The 18,033-nt window shown below is 72.4% G+C and carries 14 protein-coding genes and 3 tRNA genes; 8 read left to right on the top strand and 9 right to left on the bottom strand.

Going from position 1 to position 18,033, the window contains the following annotated elements; genetic code table 11:
- Positions 1-42: 42 nt before the first annotated feature.
- The 4 genes from ACFYYJ_RS13250 to ACFYYJ_RS13235 form a co-directional block, all read right to left on the bottom strand.
- On the bottom strand, positions 43-1,965 hold the full coding sequence (locus tag ACFYYJ_RS13250) for an ABC transporter ATP-binding protein (protein WP_385127749.1): 1,923 nt from the start codon (positions 1,963-1,965) through the stop codon (positions 43-45).
- On the bottom strand, positions 1,962-3,695 hold the full coding sequence (locus ACFYYJ_RS13245) for an ABC transporter ATP-binding protein (RefSeq protein ID WP_385127750.1): 1,734 nt from the start codon (positions 3,693-3,695) through the stop codon (positions 1,962-1,964). Before ACFYYJ_RS13245 ends, ACFYYJ_RS13250 begins: the two co-directional genes overlap by 4 nt.
- 171 nt (positions 3,696-3,866) lie before the next feature.
- The gene (locus ACFYYJ_RS13240; RefSeq protein WP_385361710.1) at positions 3,867-5,339 is read right to left on the bottom strand and encodes an FGGY family carbohydrate kinase; all 1,473 of its coding nucleotides are present in this window, start codon (positions 5,337-5,339) and stop codon (positions 3,867-3,869) included.
- A 116-nt stretch (positions 5,340-5,455) separates the two neighbouring features.
- Entirely contained in the window at positions 5,456-5,758 is a 303-nt protein-coding gene (locus ACFYYJ_RS13235; RefSeq protein ID WP_385127754.1) for a YtxH domain-containing protein, read from the bottom strand.
- A 145-nt stretch (positions 5,759-5,903) separates the two neighbouring features.
- On the opposite strand from ACFYYJ_RS13235, the gene ACFYYJ_RS13230 reads away from it, so the two are divergent.
- From ACFYYJ_RS13230 to ACFYYJ_RS13220, 3 genes are all read left to right on the top strand, one after another.
- Positions 5,904-5,976: transfer RNA gene (locus ACFYYJ_RS13230), tRNA-Asn, on the top strand.
- Positions 5,977-5,981: 5 nt separating this feature from the next.
- Positions 5,982-6,054, top strand: a tRNA-Asn gene (locus ACFYYJ_RS13225).
- Positions 6,055-6,242: 188 nt separating this feature from the next.
- Positions 6,243-6,316 (top strand) — tRNA-Ile (locus ACFYYJ_RS13220).
- 118 nt (positions 6,317-6,434) lie between these two features.
- Here ACFYYJ_RS13220 and ACFYYJ_RS13215 read toward each other — a convergent pair.
- Positions 6,435-7,676, bottom strand: a complete 1,242-nt coding sequence (locus ACFYYJ_RS13215) for an acyltransferase family protein (protein WP_389131780.1) — start codon at positions 7,674-7,676, stop codon at positions 6,435-6,437.
- Between the two features lie 249 nt (positions 7,677-7,925).
- On the opposite strand from ACFYYJ_RS13215, the gene ACFYYJ_RS13210 reads away from it, so the two are divergent.
- Together ACFYYJ_RS13210 and ACFYYJ_RS13205 are read left to right on the top strand one after the other, a co-directional pair.
- Positions 7,926-8,339 (top strand): SHOCT domain-containing protein, encoded by a 414-nt coding sequence (locus tag ACFYYJ_RS13210; protein WP_389131777.1) that lies wholly within the window; start codon positions 7,926-7,928, stop codon positions 8,337-8,339.
- A gap of 18 nt (positions 8,340-8,357) precedes the next feature.
- Positions 8,358-9,044, top strand: a complete 687-nt coding sequence (locus ACFYYJ_RS13205; protein WP_389131774.1) for a GAP family protein — start codon at positions 8,358-8,360, stop codon at positions 9,042-9,044.
- A 737-nt stretch (positions 9,045-9,781) separates the two neighbouring features.
- On the opposite strand, the gene ACFYYJ_RS13200 is transcribed toward ACFYYJ_RS13205, so the two are convergent.
- Positions 9,782-11,398, bottom strand: a complete 1,617-nt coding sequence (locus ACFYYJ_RS13200) for an MFS transporter (RefSeq protein ID WP_389131772.1) — start codon at positions 11,396-11,398, stop codon at positions 9,782-9,784.
- A 159-nt stretch (positions 11,399-11,557) separates the two neighbouring features.
- Entirely contained in the window at positions 11,558-12,715 is a 1,158-nt protein-coding gene (locus ACFYYJ_RS13195) for a glutamate--cysteine ligase (RefSeq protein ID WP_389131770.1), read from the bottom strand.
- A 214-nt stretch (positions 12,716-12,929) separates the two neighbouring features.
- Here ACFYYJ_RS13195 and ACFYYJ_RS13190 point away from each other — a divergent pair, with 214 nt between their 5' ends.
- Entirely contained in the window at positions 12,930-14,198 is a 1,269-nt protein-coding gene (locus tag ACFYYJ_RS13190; protein ID WP_389131768.1) for an MFS transporter, read from the top strand.
- A 52-nt stretch (positions 14,199-14,250) separates the two neighbouring features.
- On the opposite strand, the gene ACFYYJ_RS13185 is transcribed toward ACFYYJ_RS13190, so the two are convergent.
- Entirely contained in the window at positions 14,251-14,613 is a 363-nt protein-coding gene (locus ACFYYJ_RS13185) for a cupin domain-containing protein (protein ID WP_385127766.1), read from the bottom strand.
- A gap of 49 nt (positions 14,614-14,662) precedes the next feature.
- On the opposite strand from ACFYYJ_RS13185, the gene ACFYYJ_RS13180 reads away from it, so the two are divergent.
- On the top strand, positions 14,663-15,475 hold the full coding sequence (locus ACFYYJ_RS13180; protein ID WP_385127767.1) for an AraC family ligand binding domain-containing protein: 813 nt from the start codon (positions 14,663-14,665) through the stop codon (positions 15,473-15,475).
- Between the two features lie 123 nt (positions 15,476-15,598).
- Entirely contained in the window at positions 15,599-16,672 is a 1,074-nt protein-coding gene (locus ACFYYJ_RS13175; RefSeq protein ID WP_389131764.1) for an esterase-like activity of phytase family protein, read from the top strand.
- Here ACFYYJ_RS13175 and ACFYYJ_RS13170 read toward each other — a convergent pair.
- Entirely contained in the window at positions 16,669-18,021 is a 1,353-nt protein-coding gene (locus tag ACFYYJ_RS13170; protein WP_389131763.1) for a carboxyl transferase domain-containing protein, read from the bottom strand. The two genes, ACFYYJ_RS13175 and ACFYYJ_RS13170, sit on opposite strands and share 4 nt — an antisense overlap.
- Positions 18,022-18,033: the final 12 nt, after the last annotated feature.

The raw sequence follows: 18,033 nt of genomic DNA, 5'->3' as shown, positions 1-18,033 counted from the left end.
GCGATCCCCTCCGGGTCCCGCGGGACCCGGAGGGCACGGGCCTCAGTCGACCTCGGCCACCGCCTGCGCGAACTGCGCCGCGTACAGCCGTGCGTAGGCGCCGCCAGAGGCCAGCAGCTCCTCGTGCGTGCCCTGCTCCACGATCGAGCCGCTCTCCATCACCAGGATCACGTCCGCGTCGCGGATCGTGGACAGCCGGTGCGCGATGACGAAGGACGTACGGCCGTGCGCGAGCCGGGCCATCGCCTTCTGGATCAGCACCTCGGTACGGGTGTCGACGGAGCTCGTCGCCTCGTCGAGCACCAGGATCACCGGGTCGGACAGGAACGCCCGGGCGATGGTGATGAGCTGCTTCTCGCCCGCGCTGACGCCCGCGCCCTCGTCGTCCAGCACGGTGTCGTAGCCGTCCGGCAGGGTGCGGATGAACCGGTCGGCGTGGGCGGCCCGCGCCGCCTCCTCGACCTCGTCCCGCGTCACCTCGCGCGAGGCGCCGTAGGCGATGTTCTCCGCGATGGTGCCGCCGAACAGCCAGGTGTCCTGGAGCACCATGCCGATGGAGCCGCGCAGTTCCTCGCGGGTCATCTTCGCGATGTCCACGCCGTCCAGGGCGATCTCCCCGCCCGTGACCTCGTAGAACCGCATCAGCAGATTGACGAGCGTGGTCTTGCCGGCGCCCGTCGGGCCGACGATCGCGACCGTGTGACCCGGCTCGACCGTCAGCGACAGGTTCTCGATCAGCGGCTTGTCCGGCTCGTAGCGGAAGGCCACCTTGTCGAGGGTGACCTGCCCGCGCAGCTCCTCCGGCCGCTCCGGAACCTCGGCGTCCGGCTCCTGCTCCTCCGCGTCCAGCAGCTCGTACACCCGCTCCGCCGAGGCGACGCCGGACTGCACGAGGTTCGCCATCGACGCGACCTGCGACAGCGGCATCGAGAACTGCCGCGAGTACTGGATGAAGGCCTGCACGTCACCGATCGACAGGGTGCCCGAGGCCACCCGCAGACCGCCGACGACCGCGACCAGCACGTAGTTGATGTTCGATATGAAGAACATCACCGGCTGCATCAGACCGCTGACCAACTGCGCCTTGAACGAAGCCCGGTACAGGGCCTCGTTCTGCTCGGCGAACAGCGCCGCGGACTCCTTCTGCCGGCCGAAGACCTTCACCAGCGTGTGCCCCGAGTACATCTCCTCGATGTGGGCGTTGAGCGCGCCGGTCGTCTTCCACTGCGCCACGAACTGCGGCTGGGACTTCTTGCCGATCTTCGCCGCGACGAAGACCGAGACCGGCACGGTCACCAGCGCGACCAGCGCCAGCAGCGGCGAGATCCAGAACATCATCACGAGCACGCCGACGATCGTCAGCAGCGAGTTCAGCAGCTGCCCCATCGTCTGCTGGAGCGTCTGCCCGATGTTGTCGATGTCGTTCGTGGCCCGGCTGAGGACCTCGCCGCGCTTCTGCCGGTCGAAGTACGAGAGCGGCAGCCGCGACAGCTTGGCCTGGAGCTCCTCGCGCATCCGGTACACGGTGCCGTTCATGACGTGGTTCGACAGCCGCGTCGCCACCAGCATCAGCAGACCGGCCAGGGTGAAGACCACCAGCGCCCAGATCGCCACGACCCCGACGGCACCGAAGTCGATGCCCTGGCCCGGGGTGAAGTCGGTGCCGGACAGCATGTCCGCCATCCCGCCCTGACCCTTGGCGCGCATCCCGTCCAGCGCCTGCTGCTTGGTGATGCCGGCCGGCAGCTGCCGGCCGACGATCCCCGCGAACACCAGGTCGGTGGCCTCGCCGAGGATCTTCGGGCCGACCACCGCGCAGCCGACGCTGCCGACGACCGCGGCGACCATGCCCCACAGCTTGGCCCGGTCCTGGGCGAGCTGGCCCAGCAGGCGCTTGCCCGATCCCTTGAAGTCCAGGGACCGTTGGGCCGGTCCCATCATCATCCGTCCTCCGGGCCCGCTCATGCGGCCTCCGCCTCCGTCAGCTGGGAGAGCACGATCTCCCGGTAGGTCTCATTGCCGGCCATCAGTTCGTGATGGCGCCCCTCGCCGACGACCTCGCCCTCGTCGAGCACGATGATCCGGTCGGCGTCGCGGATCGTGGAGACCCGCTGGGCGACGATGACCACGGTCGCCTCCTCGGTCTCGCGGCCGAGCGCCGCGCGCAGCGCCGCGTCCGTCGCGTAGTCCAGGGCCGAGAACGAGTCGTCGAAGAGATAGATCTCCGGGCGCTGCACCAGCGTTCGGGCGATGGCCAGACGCTGGCGCTGGCCGCCGGAGACATTGGTTCCGCCCTGGGTGATGGCGGCCTCCAGGCCGCCGTCCAGCTCGGACACGAACTCCTTGGCCTGGGCCACCTCCAGGGCCCGCCACAGCTCCTCGTCGGTCGCGTCCGGGCGCCCGTAGCGCAGGTTGGAGGCGACGGTTCCGGAGAACAGGTACGGCTTCTGCGGGACCATCCCGACCGTCCGGGCGAGCAGCTCCGGGTCGAGCCGGCGCACGTCCTCGCCGTCCACGAGCACCTCGCCGCCGGTCGCGTCGAAGAGCCGCGGGACCAGGCCGAGCAGGGTGGACTTGCCGCTGCCGGTGGAGCCGATCACCGCGGTGGTCTCGCCGGGGCGGGCCACCAGGTTCACCCCGCGCAGCACGGGTGCCTCGGCGCCCGGGTAGCGGAAGTCGGCGCCGCGCAGTTCCAGGCGGCCGCGCGCGAGGAGCTTGGTCACCGGGTCGACCGGCGGGGCCACGCTCGACTCGGTGTCCAGGACCTCCTGGACGCGCTCGGCGCACACCTCGGCGCGCGGCACCATCATGAACATGAAGGTGGCCATCATCACGGCCATGACGATCTGCATCAGGTAGGCGAGGAAGGCCGTCAGCTGGCCGATCTCCATGCCGCCGCTGTCGACGCGCATCGCACCGAACCAGATGACCGCGACGCTGGAGATGTTCACGACCAGGATCACGGTGGGGAACATCAGCGCCAGCAGCTTGCCCGCGGCCAGCGAGACCCCGGTGAGGTCCGCGTTGGCCTCCCGGAAGCGGTCCTTCTCGTAGTCGTCGCGGACGAAGGCGCGGATCACCCGGTTGCCGGTGATCTGCTCGCGCAGCACCCGGTTCACGGTGTCGAGCCGGACCTGCATCGTGCGGAACAGCGGCCGCGTCTTGAAGACGATCGCACCGACCGACAGGCCGAGCACCGGGACCACGGCGAGCAGCACGCCCGACAGCTTCACGTCGAGCGAGAGCGCCATGAAGATGCCGCCGACGCACATGATCGGCGCCGACACCATCAGCGTGAAGGTCATCAGCACCAGCATCTGGATCTGCTGGACGTCGTTCGTCGTACGGGTGATCAGCGACGGGGCGCCGAAGTGGCCGAGTTCCCGTGCGGAGAAGCTCTGTACCCGGTCGAAGACGGAAGCACGGACGTCACGGCCGACGGCGGCCGCGGTACGGGCGCCGTAGTAGACGGCCCCGGCGTTGCAGACGAGCTGGACGAGCGAGACGCCGAGCATCAGCGCACCGAAGCGCAGGATGTAGCCGGTGTCCCCGTGGACGACACCGTTGTCGATGATGTCCGCGTTGAGTGTGGGCAGGTAGAGGCTCGCGCTGGTCTGCAGCAGTTGCAGCAGGACCAGCGCGGCGATCGGTTGCTTGTACGGACGGAGGTGAGTCCGCAGAAGTCGTATGAGCACGCGCAGGCTCCGGTCGGCATGATCGAGGGGGTTCAGTCCATCTTGGGCCAACCGGCCCCCCGAACCCCAGCGGATTTCGCAAAGCCCGGTCAAAAGGCGTAGACCGCGCCGCGCCCGCCGTCCTACGCCCGCGGAGCCCCGGGGCCCCACGGGCGCGGAGCCCCGCGGAGGCTACTGCTGCGGGGCCCCGGGGCCCTGGAACGCGCCCGGATGGATCTGCTCGCGCGTCGCGACGTACTGCTGGCGCACGGCCTGCCCGGCGGGGAGGTCCTCGCCCGGCTCGAAGACCTGTGCCGGCGGGGCGGGCCAGACCGGCGGGGTGTGCGGGGCGAGCGTGCCCTGCGCCACGCCGAGCGCCCACGCCGCCTGCCGCGCCGAGCCCAGCGCCGCGTAGTCGGCCGGGGCCGGCACCACGACCTGGGTCCCGAACAGCCCCGGGGCCGTGGCCTGTACGGCGGGCAGCTCGGCCGCCGCGCCGAGCAGGAACACCCGGCGGATCACGGCCCCGCGCGAACGCAGCACGTCCAGCGCGTCCACCAGCCCGCACAGCATGCCCTCGAAGGCGGCCCGTGCCAGGTGCTCCGGCTTCATGGAGTCCCGGCGCAGCCCTGACAGGGTCCCCGCGGCGTGCGGCAGGTTCGGCGTCCGCTCACCCTCCAGGTAGGGGAGCAGTACGAGTCCGTGCGCGCCCGGCGTCGACTTCAGCGCGAGCTCGCTCAGCCCCTCCAGATCGGTGCCCAGCAACTCGGCGGTGCCGCGCAGGGCCCGTACGGCGTTGGAGGTGTTCACCACGGGAAGGTGCATGCCGGTGGCGTCGGCCAGCGAGGTGATCAGCCCGCCGGGCTCCGACAGTGCCTCGTGGTGCACCGCCATCACCGAACCGGAGGCGCCGAGCGAGACCACGGCGTCGCCGGGGCCCATCCCGAGCCCCATCGCGGCTGCCATCGTCTCGCCGGTGCCGGCGGAGATCAGCAGCCCCTCGGGCGTGGTGCCGGCGGCGTCGGCCGGGCCGAGGACCTCGGGCAGCAGCGCCCGGTGGCCGAGCGCGAGCTCGACGAGGTCGGGCCGCCAGGCTCCGGTGGCGGGGGACCAGTAGCCGGTACCGGAGGCCCCGCCCCGGTCGGTGGTCCGCCGGGCGGGACGGCCCAGCAGCTGCCACACCAGCCAGTCGTGCGGGGACATCAGCACGGCCACCCGACGGGCCGCCTCGGGCTCGTTGCGGGCCAGCCAGGCGAGCTTCGCGAGGGGCTGCGCGGAGTGCGGGACCGAGCCCACCGCCTCGGCCCAGGCCGCCCTGCCCCCGAAGGCCTCGATCAGGTCGGCGGCCGCGACCTGGCCGCGCTTGTCGTTGCCGACCAGGGCGGGACGTACGAGGCCGCCCTGCGCGTCGAGCGGCAGCAGACCGTGCTGCTGCGCGGAGACGCCGATGGCCTGGACCCCTTCGAGGAGCCCGCCGCCGGCGGCCTCGCCGAGGGAGAGCAGCCAGGTCTGGGGATCGGTCTCGTGGGGGTTGGCTCCGTCGGCCTCTCCCGCGGGCTGCGGATGGGGCGCGTAGCCCTGGCGCAGGACGGCACCGGTTTCGGTGTCACAGACGACGATGCGAGTGAAGGTTGAAGAGCTGTCCAACCCGGCGACTATCCCCATGTGGAGAATTCTGCCGCACATACGACCGGTACTGACCTCTCCGGAGTGCACGGAAGTCCCGTGGGGTTCCCGGAACCCCACGGGTCCCGGGAACCTCACGGCTCACGGCATGCGCCTCAGGTGTTGCTGGTGCCCCAGTCGTCGTCGAAGCCGCCGGCCCGGCGGTCCCTCAGCCCCCGCACCCGCCCGGCCAGGGAGTCCGGGACGGCGTCGCCGACCTTCTCGCTCACCGCGGCGAAGGCCTTCCCGGCGTACACGCGCCCGTTGTGCCCCGCGGTCTCGGCGGCGTTGCGCACCGCCGGGTTCTGCGCGAGCTCCCGCGCGGACTTCTTCAGCTGCTCGTACCGCTCGCGCCCGGCCCGGGTTCCGAGCACGTAACCGAGGGCCAGTCCGGCCAGGAAGGTCGCCTTGTATCGCATGCCTGCCACCCTTCGTCGTGTGGTGCCCGGCCCGCTGCCGATACCGATTGGCGGAGCACCCCCCTGCTTGCGCTAATCTATGACTCGCAACGGGCGCTCGCCCCCCGGCAAGGCCGGAGGTGGGCCGTTCGATGCACCGCAGCAATCCCCTGTAGCTCAATTGGCAGAGCAGCCGGCTGTTAACCGGCAGGTTACTGGTTCGAGTCCAGTCGGGGGAGCGCGATCCCCTGTAGCTCAATTGGCAGAGCATTCGGCTGTTAACCGGAGGGTTGCTGGTTCGAGTCCAGCCGGGGGAGCGAGAAAAAGAAGAAGAGGGCCCCGAGCGGGTCCTCTTCTTTTTTGCCCGGTCCTGGAACCGGGCAGCCCTCAGGACGGTCTCTCTGAACAGGCGAAGCCGATCATGCGAGGCAACCGAGGCAGGAGATCGTATGAGCGGCTATGCTGCGGCAGACGGCGCGCACAGATGTACGCGCCACGCCGTGAAGGGGCGGTAGCTCAGCCGGTTAGAGCAGCGGACTCATAATCCGTCGGCCGTGGGTTCGAGTCCCACCCGCCCCACCGCACACCAGGTGTGCAGAAACGATCCGATCAGGGATGTCTCTGGTCACGCGAGTCACCACGGTGATCCTGGCGGCCCCCCGGGGCCGCCTTTCGCGTTCCCGGGGGCGGGGAGGGTTCAGACCCGGACGGTCGTCGGCCGCTCGGCGGCGGCTTCGGTCGGAGCCGGCGAGCCCGGCCGGAAACCGTCTCCCGCCGCGGGGCCGGCGGGGGCGGGAGTACCGCCCGCCCGGAGTTCGGCCAGGCCCGAGCCGATACCGCGCTTCAGCAGCCGGGAGAGGGGGCGTTCGACGATCCGGTGCACCAGGTACGCGGCCACCAGCATGCCGACCGTGACCAGCCCGACCAGGGTCCACTTCGGGACCCGGTCGTGGAGCAGCCGGATGGCCGTCCAGCCGATCGCCTCGTGCAGCAGGTACAGCGGGTACGTCAGGGAACCGGCGACCGTCAGCCAGCGCCAACGGACGCGGGAGAGCCACCCGAGCGACACGGCGGCCATCACCGCGTAGCACAGCAGGATCATCACGTAGGCGGGCCAGACCGGCAGGTGCCGGCCGCCGAGCGCCTCGTCGATCGCGCGCTGGTGGTCGCGGGCGTAGACGAGGGACAGCACGAGGCTGACGCCGACGATGCCCCAGAGCAGCGAGGTCGGCCGGAAGCGGTACATCAGGTAGTAGGCGAGGCCGGCGATGAAGAACGAGGAGATCCAGGGCATCGCGATCACCTGGAGGGGGCCCCACTCCATCGCGACGCTCGCCAGCCCCGCCACCGTCCACAGCATGCAGAAGGCGACCACGCGGCGGTAGGTGAGGCCCCTTCGGACGACGATGCCGAAGAGCAGGTAGAAGCAGAGCTCGTACCAGAGCGTCCAGTACGAGGCGTCCACGTTGGTGATGTGCATCGCACCCTGAAGCATCGTCAGGTTCGCCAGCACCTCGTGCGCGTGCAGCGGCCGGACCACCATCGGCCAGAGCGTCAGCACGGCGGTGGTCGCCAGCACCCCGAACCAGTAGGCCGGGTACAGGCGCACGACCCGGGACGTGAAGAAGTCGCCCAGCCCCCGTCCCCAGGTGCTCATGCCGATCACGAAGCCGCTGATCAGGAAGAACAGGCTGACACCCGTCCACGTGTAGGCCCCGAACTTCGAGGCCAGCGGGAAGACGTGGGCGATCGGGCGCGACCACGCGTTGCCCGCGCCGGAGGCGGCGCCGCCGTACCCGACGTAGTGGTGGAACACCACCATCAGCGCGGCGAGGATGCGCAGCCCGTCCAGCACCACGAGGCGCCCGCCGGCCCGCGGGTTCCGGCCGCGACCGGCAGGGGTGGCCGCGGTGGGTATGCCCCGCGCAGGCTGGTTCATTGGCTCCACGTGACTGTCCCCCAGGGTTCCGATCCACCCCCGGGCCTCTTGGCGGCGGACTGGTTCGGTCTACGCGGCGAACGGGGATGCTCGGGGGAGTCTAGACCAGATGGACCTTGCGCCAGGGGGCGCCGAGGGCGCGCTCGACCGGCCCCCCGGGCGGATCCGGGCTGCGTGGCGATCACCGGGGGATGGGCCGACCATGGGACTGCCGGGAGGCTCGTGCCCGCCGGTGACAGGAGGCCGGCCATGACGCAGTCCCTTCAGGACCTGGCGGCGGACTACCCGCTGCTGGGCGCGTTCTGGACGATGATGATCATCTTTCTCTGGATCCTCTGGTTCGTCCTGCTCTTCCGCGTCTTCGCCGACGTCTTCCGTGACGACGACCTGAGCGGCTGGGGCAAGGCGGGGTGGACCGTCTTCGTGATCATCCTGCCGTTCCTGGGCGTGTTCGTGTACCTGCTCGCCCGGGGGCGCGGAATGGGCGAACGGGACCTGCGGCGGGCTCGGGACCGCGAGGAGGCGTTCCGCTCCCACGTGAGGGAGAGCGCCGGGACCGGCAGCCGGGCGGACGAGCTCGGGCGGCTCGCCGAGCTCAGGAACCGCGGTGACATCACGGCCGCCGAGTTCGAGCAGGCCAAGGCCAAGGTCCTCGCGGCGTAGGCCGGAGACGTCCGCGCCATGGCGCTCGACCTGTTCCTCATCGGCCTCGTCATCACCCTCTACCCGCTGCCGATCCTGGCCTTCGTACTGGTGGTGTCGGCGCCGCGCGGGGTGTGGAAGGGGCTGGTGTTCATCCTGGCCTGGCTCGGCTGCCTGGTCCTCGTGATCGCCATCGTGCTGCTCCTGACCAATGGGGAGCCGCCGCCGCCGAGGTCCCCGCCGTCCACCGCGGTGCTCGCGATCAAGCTGGTCCTCGGCGTGGGACTGATCGTCTACAGCGAGCGCAAGCGGCGGCGGAGGAAGAGCGCGGCCGTGGCGGCCGACGGTGGTGCGGTGCAGGCGAAGCCGGAGGCCCCGAAGAGTGCCATCACCTCCCGCACCGACCAGGCCACCTTCTGGTCCGCGGCCACGCTCGCGGTGCTCCTCCAGCCCTGGGGCATGGTCGGCCTCGCCGCCAGCACCGTGGTGGAGGCGGACCTCTCCCACACCGAGTCCTACCTGGCGCTGATGGGGTTCTGCCTGCTCGCCAGTGCCACCCTGCTGGCCATGGAGCTGTACATGGTGTTCGCGCCGGAACGGGCGCACCAGGCCCTGACGAACCTGTGGGAGTGGCTGAACGCGCACAAGGAACCGGCGATCGTCGTCTCCTGCCTCCTGTTGGGGCTGTGGATCGTGGGCAGGAGCCTCTACCAGCTCACGTCCTGAGGTCGCCGCGCTCAGGAGCAGGTGCCGGCCGGGGCGTCGTGGGTGAGGGCGCGGATCATCCGGGCGCCGCGGTCGTGGTCGGGGTACGTGGCCGGCGGTTCGGCCTTGAAGTCGTTCCACTGGCGGGTGATCTCGGCGGTGGCTCCGGCCGTCGCGCGTCCGAAGTTGCCGCCCGTCTCGGAGCGGGTGCCGGCCTCGGCCGAGCTGTTCGAGTGCGGAGCATTTGGCCCGGTCGGAGCCCTCGTCCCAGGTGCAGGGGGAGGACAGGTCGTTCTGGTCGGCGCGCACCCTGCCGTCGGCGTCCACGAGGCCGTCGGCGGCCCGGACCGCGTTCCGGAAGCGGGCGACGGAGGTGCGGACGCAGGCGAGGAGCTCGGTCGTGGCCTCGTCCCGGGTGCGGGGGTAGGCGGGGTCGTGGCGCGGCGCGAGGTAGTCGGCATTGTCGCCGTGCAGGGGGCCGACGCCGAAGTAGGGCGGGCGGTCGTCGGCGTTGACCGCCCCGGTACGGGCATCGGCCATCGCGGTCGGCGTGACGGGCTCCCAGGGCAGCGCGGCCCGGGTGACGGTCTCGTGGTTGCCGCCGGTGAAGGCGTGGGCGGGGTCGCTCGGCACGGCGCCCGGAGCCGCCGCCAGGAGGGCCCGACGGCCGCGGACGAGGCCCGGGAGCGCCCCCGAGGCCATGGGCGGTCGGCCATGCCTCCATGCTGCGCACCCGGCCCGGCCCGCTCATGCGGGCGCTACGGCTCCGGGGAGCGGGGCTGGGTCGCGGGGATCCGGTGGGTGAAGAACAGGGCGACGATCGCGGCGAAGGCGAGGATGGCGAGCGCCGCGCGCAGACCGTCGAGCCTGGCCTCGGTGTTAGCGTCCAGTGCCGCCTGGGACACCTCCGGGTTCGTTCCGGCCTCGTCGAGGGCGGTCTTGAGTTGGGCGTCGGACAGGAAGGGCGCGCCGCTCTGCAGCTGGGCGGTCGCCTGGTTCGTGACGCTGTCCGGGACCGCCGGGTTCTCGGCGATGTTGGTCAGGAAGGAGGAGGTGAGCGCGGCGATCATGATCGATCCGGCGAGTGCCGTGCCGATCGAGGCGCCGAGGTTCGTGACGGCGTTCTGCACGCCGCCGACCTCCGCGCTCTGCGCCTGCGGGACCGCGGACACGGTGACCGACCCGAGCTGGGAGGCCAGCGCCCCCATGCCGAGCCCGATCAGCAGCAGCGGGATGGTGACGATCTCCGCGCCGGCGTCGAGGTCGAGCGCGGCCATCAGGACCACCGCGCCCGCGAGCAGCGCGGAGATCCCGACCCGCACCACGCGCCGCGGCGAGACGTCGGGGAGGAAACGCGGGATCAGGGTCGCGGCCAGCAGCAGGCTCACCGACAGCGGCAGCAGGCGGGCACCGGTCGACAGCGCCGACAGGCCCAGCGCCACGGACAGGTAGAGCGGGACGACGAAGAACACGCCCATCTGCACGAGGTACTGGAAGAAGAACATCGTCAGGCCGCCGGTGAGCTGCGGGTTGCGCAGCATGTCGGGATCGACGAGGGGATCGCGGCCGCGCCCGACGACCTTGGCCTCCCAGCGGAGGAAGAGCCAGAGCAGCGCCATGCCCGCCAGCATCAGCCACGTCGTCAGGGACACCGCGATCCAGGAGGGCGCGCCGGGCTTCGGCAGGAACCAGCCCCATTCGTCGGACCGGAGCACGCCGTAGACGAACAACCCGAGCCCGGCAGCGGAGAGGACCGCGCCCGGGATGTCGATGCGCCGGCGCTCACCGGGCGGGGCGTCCGCGATGCGGCGCGCGAGGAGCAGGATGGCGAGTACCACCAGGACCTCCCCGGCGAAGACCCACCGCCAGGAGAAGTAGGTCGTCGCGATGCCGCCGATGAGCGGCCCGACGGCGATCGCGATCGCTCCCGCGGCCATGATGAGGCCGTAGGCGGCGGGACGGCGTTCGACGGAGAAGTTGCCGGCGACGAGCGACACGATCGCGGGCAGGATGAGCGAGGCCCCGAGTCCCTCCAGGAGCGCCCAGCCCAGCAGCAGCACGGTGAGGTTCGGCGCCAGCGCGGTGGTGAGGGAGCCCAGCCCGTAGATGCAGCAGCCGATCACGAACGCGCGCCTGCGGCCGATCAGCGCCCCGACCTTGCCGCCGGGGATCATGAACATCGCCATGACGAGGGTGTAGGCGGTGATCGCGCCCTGGATGCCCGTCACGTTCGTGCCGACGTCCTCGGCCACCGTGGCGATGGAGACGTTCATGACGGAGCTGTCGAGGGCCATCAGGAACTGCCCGGACGCGAGCGTCAACAGGACGATGCGCGACTTCGCGGAACTCTCGGCCGTGCCTGCCCGGGATGACATGGATGCATGCTTCCAGCCGTCAAAGGGCCCGCCGGGCCGACCCGCCGCGCGGTGGGCCGGACGGGGGCGGCGGCGCGGCGGCGGGGCGGCGCGGGGGCACCGGGGCGGGCCGGCCGCACCGGTGCCTCTGCGGCCGCCCCGCCCCGCCCGGCGGTCCGGCTAGAAGTTCTCCGTCTCGTCCGCCAGATGGCGCAGTACGTCGTTCAGGTCCTGGCGGCGGGCGAAGGCGGCGCGCTGGCGGTGCGCTCCCGAACCGTCGCGCAGCAGGCCGCCCAGGGTCTTGGCCGCGTGGTCGAGATCGCCCGACTCGGCCAGTTCCGGGGCGACCCGGTCCAGCAGGGCCTCCGCCATGTCCGCCGCGGGGAGTTCCGCCCCCGTGTACGGGTCGAGGCCGAAGCCCTCCAGCCCGTCGTGCGCGGCCCGCCAGCGCGCGAGGCGCAGTACGTCGTCCCGTACGGGTGGATCGGGGCGCTCCTCCGCGATCTCGCGCAGGGCCGTTCCCACCAGGGCGCGGGTCAGCTCGGCCTGGAGCACGGCTCCGTCGATGTCCGGGGACATGTCGGGAGCCCGGAGTTCGAGCGTCGGCCAGCGCCCCGAGGGGCGCAGGTCCCAATAGACCATCTTGGTGTCCAGGGCCGCCCCCGAGCCGAGCAGGGTCTGCACCGAGCGCCGGAAATGGGCCGTGGACGTGAAGTGCGGGGGCGGCCCCGCCGAGGGCCACCCCGACCAGGCCATCGCCCGCCAGCTGGCGTGACCCGTGTCACGTCCGCCCCAGAACGGCGAGTTGGCGGCCAGCGCGATCAACGTCGGCAGCCAGGGTCTGACCCGGTTGGACACCGCGACGGCGGTGTCCTCGTCGAGGCTCCCCACGTGGACGTGGCGGCCGCAGCTGACGAGGGTGTCGGTGAGCGCGCCGAAGCGGCGGTGCTGCTCGCGCTGGCGCGGCTCGTCGTCGGTCAGGTGGAGCGGCCCCTCCACGGCCACGACCGGCGAGGGCGCGGCCAGCAGCCGGCAGCCGTGGGCCCGGGCCGCCCGGCCGAGGGTGCGCCGCAGCGCGGCGAGCTCCGTCCGCAGCGAATCCGCCCCGTGGGCGACCGGCGTGGAGATCTCCACCTGGTAGCGGGTGCCCTCCGGGTGCAGTTCGCCCGGCAGCCCGCCGGCGGTGGCGAGGACGAGCGGGGCGGCCGGGACCACCCGGAAGGTGCGGGCGTCGACGAGGAGGAACTCCTCCTCGACCCCGACGGTGAGGGGGACGGTGGTGCGCACCGTGTTCCGCGCGGTGCCGGTGCTCGTGGTGCTGTTGCCAGGTTCGATCACTGCGCCTCCCTGGACATACGAGTCTTTTCATCATGAGCTGAACCAGAGGCGAGTAGCGCACGGCGATTCGGTCAAATGTCCGGTGATAGTGGCGAGTTACCGGCAGGAATTCGCCTGCGTCGGGATCCCGGAGCCGGGTGGGGCGACTGTTGCCGGTGTGTGAACGCCGCAAAACCCGCTCGGAGCGGCGGCGGGCCGGTGGTTATCATCCGCTGTGCCCGATACGACCACGCCCACTCGCCCGCATTCCCGGCAGCGAATATTCGCCGACCTGACCCCGCTGCGCACCTCCGCGCACTACCGGAGGCTGTGGGTCGGCAGCACCATCTCCTGGCTCGGGCAGGCGATGACCGCCCTCGCGATCTCGCTCCAGGTCTACGACATCACCCGCTCCAGCTTCGCGGTCGGGCTCGTCGGACTCTTCGCGCTCGTCCCGCTCGTCGCCTTCGGTCTCTACGGCGGCGCCATCGCCGACACCCTGGACCGCCGCAAGCTCGGCCTCTACAGCGCCCTCGGCTCCGCCGCGCTGTCCGTCGCGCTCGCCGCGGCCGCGCTGCTCGACTACCACCGGGTGTGGTTCCTGTACGCCGTCGTCGCGCTCCAGGCGGTGGCCGGGGCGCTCGCCGGACCGGCGCGGTCCGCCATGATCCCGAGGCTGCTGCCGGCCGAGCAGCTGCCCGCCGCCAACGCGCTGAACTCCGTGACCATGACCTCCGGGACGATGATCGGCCCGATGCTGGGCGGGCTGATCGTCGGCTGGTGGGGCTACCAGGCCGCCTACCTGATCGACGCCGTCACCTTCACCGCCGCGCTCTATGCGGTGTGGCGGCTGCCCTCGATGAAGCCGGACCGGGCCGAGGGCGAGCGGGGGAGGGCCTCGGTCCTCGACGGACTGCGCTTCCTCGGGACCCGGCCGAACATCCGGATGACCTTCTTCTCCGACATGGCCGCCATGGTGCTGGCGCAGCCGAAGGCACTGTTCCCGGCCGTCGCCGGGCTCTGGTACGGCGGCGACGCGAAGACGGTCGGCCTGCTGGTGGCCGCGCCCGCCGTCGGGGCGCTGCTGGGCGGGCTGTTCTCGGGCTGGCAGGGGCGGATCCGCCGGCACGGGCTGGCGATCCTGCTGTCCGTGGCCGGGTGGGGACTGGCCATCGCCGTCTTCGGGCTCACCCGGAACCTGTGGCTCGGGCTGTTCTTCCTCGCCCTGGCCGGCTGCGCGGACACCATCTCGATGGTGTTCCGGAGCACGATGATGCAGGCCGCCACCCCGGACGAGATGCGGGGGCGCCTCCAGGGCGTGTTCATCGTGGTCGTCGCGGGCGGGCCCCGGCTCGGGGACTTCCTCGCCGGGACCGCCGCCGACCTGACGTCCCCCACCGTGGCGGTCACGGGCGGGGGCCTCGCGTGCGTGCTGGTGCTGGGCCTGCTCGCCCTGCGCTGGCGGGGCTTCGCCCGCTACGACGCCCGCTCCCCCCAGGCCTGAACGCCGGGACCGCCGGGCGGGGGCCGTGCCCCCGTGTCCCGGCGGGCGGGCGTTACGCGTCCACCGCCTCGCGGGTGCGGGCGCCGCCCGCCGTGCCGGTGTTGGTGGTGCCCGACGGCTCGAAGAGGAGGAGTTCGACCTCTTCTTCGGCGACCGGGCAGTGCTCCACCCCGCGCGGGACGACGTGGATCTCGCCGGGTCCGAGGACCACGTCCCCGCCGCGCAGCCGGATCGTCAGCGTGCCGCTGACCACGAGGAACAGCTCGTCGGTGTCCTCGTGGGCGTGCCAGACGAACTCGCCCTGCAACTTGGCGACCTTGACTTCGTAGTCGTTGACGCGTGCGATGCGGTGCGGGGCCCAGTGCTCGGTGAAACCGGCGAGCTTCTCGGCGATGTTGACCTTCGGTGTCGTCATGCGGACAGCGTGCCGGGGCGGGTGCGGGGCGGTCTTGTACGTTCCTGACATGACCCCCTTACGCCCGCACAGCAGCGTTTCCGCCTGGCGGCCGCCGGTGAACGGCATCGCCGAGGTCTTCCACGCACGCTTCACCGAGCACGCGTACCCCGCCCACGTGCACGACACCTGGACGCTGATGATCCTGGACGGCGGGCGCGTCGACTTCGCCCTCGACCGGGAGCGGCACGGCGTCGGGGTCTCGGACCAGGTGATCCTGCTGCCGCCCGGGGTGGTGCACGACGGGCGTACCGTCACCGAGGCCGGTTTCCGCAAGCGGAACCTGTACCTGGACACCTCCGTGCTGCCGGAACGGCTGACCGGGGCCGCCGTCGACGCCCCGCTGCTGTCCGACCCGGCGCTGCGCGAGCGCGTGCACGGGCTGCACCTGGCGCTGGCGGAGCGGGATCCGTTCGAGGCCCAGTCGCGGCTGGCCTTCGTACGGGAGCGGCTGCTCCGGTGGCTGACCGGGCGGGAGGCGCCCGCGGACGGGGACCAGGGGACCGGTCTCGCCGGGCGGCTGCGGGAGCTGCTCGATGCCCGGGTGGTCGAGGGGATCACCCTGGAGCAGGCCTCGGCGGAGCTGGGCAACCCCCATCCCACGCACCTGATCCGGAGCTTCCGCACGGCGTACGGGCTGCCGCCGCACGCGTACCTCATCGGGCGGCGGGTGGCGCTGGCGCGGGGACTGCTGCTGGCGGGGATGGGGCCGGCCGCCGCGGCCGTCGCGGCGGGGTTCCACGACCAGGCGCACCTGACGCGGCACTTCGGGCGGCACGTGGGGGTCGGTCCGGCCCGGTTCGCCCGATCCGGCCGATTGTGAAGGGGAGTTGCCGGGTTCGTTGCCGTCGCGTTGCGAGACCTTCCCATTTCTTTCTGTTCGACATATGACAGTTCGGCAGTTCCGATCCGTGTGTCATCCCGTCGAACCAGGAGGAAGGCCTTCATGCGCCTTCGTACGCTCGCCACCACCGCGGTGGCCGCCGCCGCGCTCTGCGGCACGCTCGCGCCGCCCGCCGCCGCGGCGGCCCGGCCGGCCGGCGGGGGCACCTGCTCCCCGTACCTCTCCGTGGCGGGCTATTCCGACTCGCTGGACAAGACCGCGCTCGACGGGCGGCTGGTCGGCGGCATCTCCGGTCTGGCCGTCGACAAGGACGGCACGGTGGCCGCCATCTCCGACAAGTCGGCGCTGTACTCGCTGAAGGTGGGCCGCGGGGACACCCCGACGGCCACGGCCACCGCGCGGCTGCCGCTGACGGACGGCGCGGGGAAGGTGATCGACTCCGAGGGGATCGTCGTCGACCGGGACGGGTCGTACCTCGTCACGGACGAGACCGCGCCCGCCATCCGGCGCTACGGCCGCGACGGGCGGGTGCTGGGCACGCTGCCGATCCCGGACGACTTCCGCCTCGTGCCCGAGGGTCGGGCCGCCGTCAACACCACCTTCGAGTCGCTCACCCTGCTGCCCGGGGGCCACACGCTGGTCGCGGGCGTCGAAGGCGGGCTGGCCGGGGACGGCAAGGACGCGCGGGGCCGGACCCTCCAGCGGATCCAGACCTGGGAGCGGCGCGGCGGGGAGTTCGTACTGGGCCGCCAGTTCGCCTACCCGGTGGACGCCGGGCACGGGCTCGTCGAGCTCGCGCCGACCCGCGACGGCCGGCTGATCGTGCTGGAGCGCGGCTTCACACGGGAGTTCGCGATCACCGTGCGGCTGTACGTCGCCGATCCGCTGGGCGCGACGGACACCTCGAAGGTGCGGACGCTGACGGAGGGCCCGGGGCTGAGGCTCGCCCGCAAGACCGCGATCGGCGACTTCAATGACTGCCCGCCGCTGGGCGCCCCGTCGAAGCTGCCGCAGAACCACCCGCTCGTGGACAACGTCGAGGGCATGGTCGTCACCGACCACGACGGCGCCGACCGGGTCCGGTTGCTGCTGGCCAGTGACGACAACGAGCTCCCGCAGCAGATCACCCGGCTGTACCGGGTGGACGTGGAACTGCCCGGGCGCGGCCGGTACTAGGCCTGCTCCTCGGGCGTGACGATGCCGCGGACGACCCCCAGGGCCACCAGGTCCTGGGGACGGACACGGAGCTGGTCGGCGGTGGCGGGGGCGGAGGCCGGGGGGCGCTTGAGGATGGCCGCCGCCAGTTCCGGGGCGATCACCGAGAAGTAGCTGTCCGGGGTGACCCAGGTGTTCCCCGGCGCCGCCAGCGCGAGCGCGCCGCCCGAGCCGCCCTCGCCGATGAGCAGGGTCGTCACGGGGACGGTCGCGCCGGCCAGCGCCGCGAAGGTGTCCGCGATGGCCGCGCCGGCGCCCGCGTGTTCGGCGGCCGCGTCGTTGGCCGCGCCGGGGGTGTCCACCAGGGTGAGCACGGGGATGCCGAGCCGGTCCGCGAGGCGGATGACGCGGGAGGCCGTACGGTAGCCGGCCGGGCGGGTCGCGGTGCCGCACTGGGCGGCGTACGCGACGGCCCGCCCCTCGCGCAGCCCGAACCCGCACAGCATGCCGGGGTCGGTGCCGCCGGCGCGGTCCCCGGAGAGCGGCAGGCGCAGCTCGAAGTACGCGTCCAGGTACGCCCCGGCGTGCGGGCGGTCGGGGTGCCGGGCCTGCCGTACGGCTTCCCAGCCGCTGCGCGGGGGTCGGGCCGAGGCCGGCGCGCGAGGGGGTTCGACGGGCCCGGCGGGCCGGGGCGCGGTCAGCACGCGCAGCCAGTCGGCGAGGGCGCCGGACAACTCGGGCGCGGGGACCACGGCGTCCACGTGACCGGCGGCGTACTGCCCCTCGGCGGAGTAGGCCGCCGGATCCGCGTCCGCCGGCCGCACCCGGGAGCCGGCGAAGCCGACCTGGGCCCCGGGGAGCGCGAGGACCACGTCGGCCCCGGCGCCCAGGGTGGCCCAGCCGCCGCCGGTGGTGGGGTCGCGCAGCACGGCGAGCTGGGGGAGCCCGGCCGCCCGGGTCAGCACGCACTGGCGGGCCACGCGCTGGAGCTGGGTCAGCGCGAGCATGCCCTCCTGCATCCGGGAGCCGCCGGTCGCGATGAGGGAGACGAGGGGGAGGCGGTGCTCCCGGGCGTACGTGTAGGCGGCTTCGAGCCGGTCTCCGGTGCGCTCGCCGAGCGACCCGCCGAGGAAGCCGAACTCGAAGGAGATCAGGGCCGCTTCCCGACCGCCGAAACGGGCGGTGCCGACGACGACGGACTCCTCCTCGCCGGTCCGCGCGGCGGCGCGGGCGCGGGAGTCGTCGTAGCCCTCCCAGGCGAGGGGCCCGTCGGGTCCCGACTCCCGCCGGGGTGCGGGGAGTTCGGCGAAGCTGCCGGGGTCGGTCACGGAGGCGATGGCCGCGCGGGCCGAGAGGCGGGTCGTCGTCACGGGGTCACCCTA

The organism is Streptomyces sp. NPDC002467 (assembly GCF_042889825.1).
GTDB lineage: Bacteria > Actinomycetota > Actinomycetes > Streptomycetales > Streptomycetaceae > Streptomyces.
This window is presented reverse-complemented; position numbering and strand designations above follow the sequence as displayed.

Coding starts and splice junctions, on each gene's coding strand:
- ACFYYJ_RS13250 (WP_385127749.1), bottom strand. CDS start 1,965: ATGAGCGGGCCCGGAGGACGGATGATGATGGGACCGGCCCAACGGTCC.
- ACFYYJ_RS13240 (WP_385361710.1), bottom strand. CDS start 5,339: ATGGGGATAGTCGCCGGGTTGGACAGCTCTTCAACCTTCACTCGCATC.
- ACFYYJ_RS13235 (WP_385127754.1), bottom strand. CDS start 5,758: ATGCGATACAAGGCGACCTTCCTGGCCGGACTGGCCCTCGGTTACGTG.
- ACFYYJ_RS13215 (WP_389131780.1), bottom strand. CDS start 7,676: ATGAACCAGCCTGCGCGGGGCATACCCACCGCGGCCACCCCTGCCGGT.
- ACFYYJ_RS13210 (WP_389131777.1), top strand. CDS start 7,926: ATGACGCAGTCCCTTCAGGACCTGGCGGCGGACTACCCGCTGCTGGGC.
- ACFYYJ_RS13205 (WP_389131774.1), top strand. CDS start 8,358: ATGGCGCTCGACCTGTTCCTCATCGGCCTCGTCATCACCCTCTACCCG.
- ACFYYJ_RS13200 (WP_389131772.1), bottom strand. CDS start 11,398: ATGTCATCCCGGGCAGGCACGGCCGAGAGTTCCGCGAAGTCGCGCATC.
- ACFYYJ_RS13185 (WP_385127766.1), bottom strand. CDS start 14,613: ATGACGACACCGAAGGTCAACATCGCCGAGAAGCTCGCCGGTTTCACC.
- ACFYYJ_RS13180 (WP_385127767.1), top strand. CDS start 14,663: ATGACCCCCTTACGCCCGCACAGCAGCGTTTCCGCCTGGCGGCCGCCG.
- ACFYYJ_RS13175 (WP_389131764.1), top strand. CDS start 15,599: ATGCGCCTTCGTACGCTCGCCACCACCGCGGTGGCCGCCGCCGCGCTC.